Annotated in this window: 8 protein-coding genes and 2 rRNA genes; all 10 read left to right on the top strand. The window is 39.8% G+C overall.

Annotated features, from left to right (window positions below):
• Window positions 1-93: ribosomal RNA gene (locus JOD45_RS13200) — 23S ribosomal RNA — on the top strand; the annotation flags it as partial.
• Between the two features lie 59 nt (window positions 94-152).
• Window positions 153-268: ribosomal RNA gene (gene rrf, locus JOD45_RS13195) — 5S ribosomal RNA — on the top strand.
• A gap of 179 nt (window positions 269-447) precedes the next feature.
• Complete coding sequence (locus JOD45_RS13190) at window positions 448-669, top strand: sigma factor G inhibitor Gin (RefSeq protein WP_205004366.1); 222 nt, start codon at window positions 448-450, stop codon at window positions 667-669.
• 103 nt (window positions 670-772) lie between these two features.
• Window positions 773-2,212 (top strand): aminotransferase class I/II-fold pyridoxal phosphate-dependent enzyme, encoded by a 1,440-nt coding sequence (locus JOD45_RS13185; protein ID WP_205004365.1) that lies wholly within the window; start codon window positions 773-775, stop codon window positions 2,210-2,212.
• Window positions 2,213-2,240: 28 nt separating this feature from the next.
• Window positions 2,241-2,894, top strand: coding sequence for a dTMP kinase (gene tmk, locus JOD45_RS13180; protein ID WP_205004364.1), 654 nt, complete (start codon window positions 2,241-2,243; stop codon window positions 2,892-2,894).
• A gap of 14 nt (window positions 2,895-2,908) precedes the next feature.
• A complete protein-coding gene (locus tag JOD45_RS13175; RefSeq protein WP_205004363.1) occupies window positions 2,909-3,238 on the top strand; it encodes a cyclic-di-AMP receptor in 330 nt (109 codons plus the stop codon).
• A 54-nt stretch (window positions 3,239-3,292) separates the two neighbouring features.
• On the top strand, window positions 3,293-3,736 hold the full coding sequence (locus JOD45_RS13170) for a YaaR family protein (protein ID WP_205004362.1): 444 nt from the start codon (window positions 3,293-3,295) through the stop codon (window positions 3,734-3,736).
• A gap of 13 nt (window positions 3,737-3,749) precedes the next feature.
• Window positions 3,750-4,757 carry a DNA polymerase III subunit delta' gene (holB, locus tag JOD45_RS13165; protein ID WP_205004361.1) on the top strand — a complete coding sequence of 336 codons (1,008 nt, stop codon included), beginning with the start codon at window positions 3,750-3,752 and terminating at the stop codon, window positions 4,755-4,757.
• The gene (locus JOD45_RS13160; RefSeq protein WP_205004360.1) at window positions 4,747-5,577 is read left to right on the top strand and encodes a PSP1 domain-containing protein; all 831 of its coding nucleotides are present in this window, start codon (window positions 4,747-4,749) and stop codon (window positions 5,575-5,577) included. The genes holB and JOD45_RS13160 overlap by 11 nt, the downstream gene beginning before the upstream one ends.
• 13 nt (window positions 5,578-5,590) lie before the next feature.
• On the top strand, window positions 5,591-5,950 hold the full coding sequence (gene yabA, locus JOD45_RS13155; RefSeq protein WP_205004359.1) for a DNA replication initiation control protein YabA: 360 nt from the start codon (window positions 5,591-5,593) through the stop codon (window positions 5,948-5,950).
• The last annotated feature ends 50 nt before the right edge of the window (window positions 5,951-6,000 follow it).

The raw sequence follows: 6,000 nt of genomic DNA, 5'->3' as shown, positions 1-6,000 counted from the left end.
GACCCCTTATAGATGATGAGGTTGATAGGTCTGAGGTGGAAGCGTGGTGACACGTGGAGCTGACAGATACTAATCGGTCGAGGACTTAACCAAATTCACATGTCTATATTCGCTACTGGTTTTGAAGGTTCAATCTTCAACTGCATAACATGTCTGGCGGCAATGGCGAAGAGGTCACACCCGTTCCCATCCCGAACACGGTCGTTAAGCTCTTCAGCGCCGATGGTAATTGGGGGCTTCCCCCTGTGAGAGTAGGACGCCGCCAGGCATCAGCCAAAAAAGGGCAGGTATCATATACCTGCCCTTTTTTGGTTTCAAACTTTTTTTTATTGACAAACACGAACAACATAAAAACTCCATATAATATAAAAATTCTTTTTATAAATAAAGGGAGCATGAATATTTTCTTAAAAGTTGGGCAAGGATGACTATTGGAGGTGGATTGACATGGCTGCAATAACGAACAAACATGCGGGGGAAACGTGTATTATATGTGAAAAACAAAAAAGAAGCGGGATTCATATTTGTGAACAATTAATCTGTGATTCTTGCCAAAAACATATAATAGAAACAGATGTTAGCGATATAAAATATCGATATATCTTAAAAAAATTATCGAAATTAAGCTTGACGCTTAAAGATGCAGTTGAAAGCAGGCATTCTTCTTAGGGGTGTCTGTTTTTGTTTTTAACATGTACATAGATAAAGTGAAGGATGTTCTATCATATGATAAAATATAAATATTAAAGATTAGATATATTAAGGATGAACAATGGATCAAAATAGAACACCCTTATTAGACGCGTTACTTGGTTACCAGAAAAAACAACGAGTGTCTTTTCATGTTCCGGGCCATAAGGATGGCATTGTTTTTCCCAAAAAAGGCAAGGACACTTTTCAAAAATTATTATCAATAGACAGTACCGAACTAGAAGGGCTGGATGATTTATATCAACCCCAGGGGCCAATTTTAGAGGCGCAGAATTTGCTGGCTGATTATTATCAAACCGGAAAAAGTTACTTCCTTGTCAACGGTTCAACAGTCGGCAATTTAACAATGATTTTGTCGACATGCCGTGCGGGAGATCGAGTGCTTGTTCAGCGGAATTCCCATAAGTCTATTTTTAATGCTGTCCAGCTCTCTCAAACCAATCCCGTTTTTCTATCACCGGTAATCGATGAAGAAACGGAACTTCCAGTTGGTATAACTAAAAAAGTTGTGCTAGAGGCACTTGATAAATATCCTGATGCCAAAGCGCTGATCTTAACGTATCCCAACTATTACGGAATGGCGGCAGAAGACTGTCAAGAAGTGATCGAAACGGCTAAAGACAAGGGGCTAAGGGTATTGGTTGACGAAGCGCATGGCGCCCATTTTAAGCTTGGACAGCCCGTGCCGGAAAGTTCATTAACTTTTGGGGCAGATATTGTTGTCCATTCTGCTCATAAAACGCTTCCCGCTATGACGATGGGATCATATCTACATATCCATCGGGATGCCCGGGACTTAACAGATTCTGTTGAAAAATATTTAAGCATGCTGCAGTCTTCAAGCCCTTCTTATCCCATTATGGCCTCTCTAGATTTGGCTAGACATTATATGGCGAGTATTCCCGAAAGAATGCTGCAGAGGATATTAGCCCATATAAAACAATTAGAAAGCCAATTGCAAGAAATACCGCAAATACATGTCGTTACAGGAGAAGGATACCGTTATAAAAGGGATCCGTTTAAAATTTTGCTGCAATCATCTTCTGATGTTTCCGGATATATGCTTCAGAAAAGGTTCATGTCATATGGCATTTATCCAGAACTTGCTGACCCTATGCATGTTCTATTGATCTTAGGCATTAGTGATCAATTGGCTTATTCCACGGTGCCCCATATCATAAAGCAAGCCCTAAACGACTTGCCCAGCCGCAGAAGGCAGCCAAACGGCAAGAAATGTATGCCTGAACCTATGGCGTCATTGGCTTTAAATTATGATCAAATGCAACACTTAACAAGCATCCACCGGCCTATAACGGAAGCGGAGAACGGCATTTCTGCAGAAGATATTATTCCTTACCCGCCGGGCATCCCGATTGTTTTAAAAGGTGAAAGATTGACGGATAGATCAATTGAAATGATTCAATACTGGCGGCATGCCGGCGCGCGTTTTCAAAGCGGCAAAGCAGTACAAGAAGGAAAGATAAGCGTGTTCGACTTATGAAGAGGCTTCTTTTAAAGGAGAATGATGAGTGAAAGGTTTATTTATTACGTTTGAGGGTCCTGATGGATCAGGAAAGACCACTCAGATTCGAAAATTGGCAAATTATTTAAAGGAAAAAGAGATCCCTTATATTTTAACGAGAGAACCGGGCGGTACGAAAATCAGTGATGATATTCGCTCAATTATTCTTAACCCTGCATATAATGAATTAACCGATGAAACGGAGATATTACTTTATGCAGCTTCGAGAGCGCAGCATGTCAGAGAAAAAATTAAACCCGCTCTTGAATCGGGAAAAATTGTTTTATGTGATCGCTTTGTAGATGCATCAATAGCTTATCAAGGGTACGGACTGGGTATACCAATAAAAACAGTTAAATCAATTAATGAATTTGCAACGGAGGGCTTAACCCCGGACAGAACGTATTTACTCGATATTTCACCTGAAAATGCACGAAATAGAATGTTAGAGCGGGCTGAAACTGAGTACGAAGAAGGATTGGACCGAATAGAACAAAGGCACTACGCATACCATTGTAAAGTTCGTGAAGGGTTTTCGAATATTTATAGAGAAAATAAACATCGTATTTGTTTTATAGATGGCGACCGAAGCCAAGATCAAGTTTTTGAAGATATTAAGAATGATGTTATGCAAGTGATTAACGGCCGATATTTCAAATAAGAGGTGAGGAGAAAATGAAACTGATTATGGCGGTAGTACAGGATAAAGACAGCAATAGACTGTCATCAGCACTTGTAAAGGCTGGTTTTAAAGCGACAAAACTTGCAAGTACGGGCGGATTTTTAAGGTCAGGAAATACAACCTTTTTGATCGGGGTTGAAGATAACAAAGTCGATGACCTTTTAAACATTATTAAGGAAAATTGCGAAAGCCGTGAACAGCTTGTTGCTCCGGTATCTCCAATGGGAGGCAATGCCGATTCTTTTATTCCGCATCCTGTCGAAGTTGAGGTTGGCGGTGCAACGGTGTTTGTTTTATCAGTTGATGAGTTTAAGCGATTCTAATAAATTTAGCTCAGGAAGTTTTCGCGCCCTAAAAAAAATAAATAGGAGTCAAATATGTCGGTTAAAGTATCAAAAGAACAGCTTATAAGGAATGTTCTTAAAAACCCAGAGCTGCAAGCGACTGGCAAAACCCAAACGTCGTTTCAACAAAATATAAAAAGACAACAAGGGAAGCTGCAAGAGGAAATCCTCGGGCAGCTTCTTAATAAAATAGAAGGACAAGCTAACCGGTTAGCCGTCTCGCAAACCATAAAAGATGTACAATTGTATAAAAGTTATATTCAGCAATTGATTAAAGAAGTGCTTCAGTCAGGATTGGAAATGAAACAATCCAAATCTTGGCACCCATCGTCAGCGCACAGGCAGGCGCTGGTGAAAAAAATCGATCAAAAATTAATCCAATTAACTGATGAGGTATTAAATAAACATACAGACAGCATCAGTCTCTTAGCAAAGCTTGGCGAAATTAAGGGATTGCTTATTAATTTATGTATTTGAAAGTGTGATATGGATGGGATTTCATGACCTTGCAAAACAACAAAAGACAGTTTCACGTATTTTAACAAATGCATTAAGGAGGGACCAGCTTGCCCATGCTTATCTCTTTGAAGGCCCAAAGGGAACAGGCAAGCGGCAAGCGGCAAGCCTGTTAGCCCAAGCGTATTTTTGCCAAACTAAAAATGACGATACGATTGAGCCTTGTCAAGAATGCGTCAACTGCCGGCGGATTTTATCAGGCAATCATCCTGACCTTGTATGGGTAAAGCCGGATGGAAAATCCATTAAAAAAGAGCAAGTATCGAACCTTCTCAAAGAATTTTCTTATAGGGGTGTAGAATCCATCAGGAAATTCTTTGTTATTGAAGAGGCGGATAAAATGACGGCTCAGGCCGCCAACAGCCTTCTTAAATTTATAGAGGAGCCTTCTCCGCAAACGATTGCTGTATTAATTACCGAACAAGCCCATAAGCTTTTAGATACCATTGTATCCCGCTGTCAAACGTTGACCTTTATTCCGTTGCCTGAGGCACAGATTGCGGAACAACTTGTTCAACAAAATATCAGCGAGCCGCTGGCCAAACTTAGTGCTGCTGTAACTAATGATATAGATGAGGCTGTCGATTATTGCCATGATGAATGGTTTGCTAAGGCAAGACAACTAGTGATACAATTAATGGAAGGTACAATGGGACAATCCCATTCACCTTTATTAATGATTTATGATCAATTCTTTCCTCATTTTGACGAAGTCCATAAACTGGACATTGGACTCGATTTTATTCTTTACTGGCTTAGGGATATATTAGCCATTCATTTGGAAAATGAGAAGGATATTGTGTTCATTGATCAAATAGATATATTAAAGAATCAAGCGTTAAAGTCCTCGATGCAGCAGATTACAGGGAAAATGTCAGCCGTATTAGCTGCAAAGAAACGTCTGAGTGCAAACGTAAATCTGCAAAGCGTTATGGAACAGCTCGTGCTCAGGTTACAAGGAGGATCGCATCATGCAGTATGATATTGTAGGTGTCCGTTTTAAGAAAGCGGGTAAAATATACTATTTTGATCCTGGTGATTTTGATATTCCAAAGGATGCTCCTGTTATTGTTGAAACGACCAGAGGGATTGAATACGGTACAGCTGTTATTGAGAAAAAGTCAGTAGATGAAGATGATGTTGTACTTCCCTTGAAAAAAGTCATTCGTGTAGCGACTGAGGAAGACAGAATTCAGGTTGAGAAAAACCGTGCGGATGCTGAGGAAGCATTAGACATTTGTTTGGCAAAAATAAATGATCATCAATTAGATATGAAGTTAGTCGATGTTGAATACACTTTTGATCGCAATAAAATTATTTTTTATTTCACAGCTGATGGACGTGTTGACTTTAGAGAATTAGTCAAAGATTTAGCTGCTGTGTTCAAGACTAGAATAGAATTAAGGCAAATAGGTGTAAGAGATGAGGCTAAAATGCTTGGCGGGATCGGCCCGTGTGGCAGGATGCTATGTTGCTCAACCTTTTTAGGAGATTTTGAACCCGTTTCGATAAAAATGGCAAAAGACCAAAATCTTTCATTAAATCCAGCTAAGATCTCCGGGGTTTGCGGACGACTAATGTGCTGCTTAAAGTACGAAAACGATCAATATGAATCCGCGAAACAAGAACTCCCGGATATTGGCGAAAATATTGTAGTTAATTATGGCAAAGGTCGCGTCGTTGGACTTAACATTTTGGAACGGCTTGTCCAAGTTGAGTTGGATGAACAACAAAAAGTGATAGAGTATACACTAGATGAGCTAATCGAAGTAGGTGCCGTCTCTTCACAAGCCACTAAATAAGAGGTGGATGAACTTGGAGAAGAAAGACATTTTTTCACAAGTATTGCGTTTGGAAGAACAGATTGGTCACTTATACAGTGAGCTTGGAGACTTGAAGGCTCAATTAGCAGAGTTCTTAGAAGAAAATCAGCATTTGACGATAGAAAACCGCAACTTGCGGCGTCATATTGAAACATTGCAGAAAGAGAAGAAGTCTGAATCGCAAAAAGGCAAATCAGTTAATCATAAGGTTGCGGAACCTGATGTCGGAGAAGGATATGACAACCTTGCCCGCTTGTATCAAGAGGGGTTTCATATCTGTAATCTTCACTACGGCAGTATTAGAAAAGAAGGAGACTGCTTATTTTGTTTATCCTTCCTAAATAAGAAGTAGGCCTTTCCTATTGGAAAGGCAATTTTTTTGCCGTTAAAGCTGATCAAAAC

Origin of the sequence: Scopulibacillus daqui, from assembly GCF_016908855.1 — a bacterium.
Taxonomy (GTDB): Bacteria; Bacillota; Bacilli; order Bacillales; family Sporolactobacillaceae; genus Scopulibacillus_A; species Scopulibacillus_A daqui.
Note: the sequence above shows the minus strand (reverse complement) of the source record. Positions and strands in the feature narration are given on the sequence as shown.

Excerpts from the sequence above, each read along its gene's own strand:
- JOD45_RS13175 (WP_205004363.1), top strand. The coding sequence starts at position 2,909 with ATGAAACTGATTATGGCGGTAGTACAGGATAAAGACAGCAATAGACTG.
- JOD45_RS13170 (WP_205004362.1), top strand. The coding sequence starts at position 3,293 with ATGTCGGTTAAAGTATCAAAAGAACAGCTTATAAGGAATGTTCTTAAA.
- JOD45_RS13190 (WP_205004366.1), top strand. The coding sequence starts at position 448 with ATGGCTGCAATAACGAACAAACATGCGGGGGAAACGTGTATTATATGT.
- JOD45_RS13160 (WP_205004360.1), top strand. The coding sequence starts at position 4,747 with ATGCAGTATGATATTGTAGGTGTCCGTTTTAAGAAAGCGGGTAAAATA.
- JOD45_RS13185 (WP_205004365.1), top strand. The coding sequence starts at position 773 with ATGGATCAAAATAGAACACCCTTATTAGACGCGTTACTTGGTTACCAG.
- holB (WP_205004361.1), top strand. The coding sequence starts at position 3,750 with ATGGGATTTCATGACCTTGCAAAACAACAAAAGACAGTTTCACGTATT.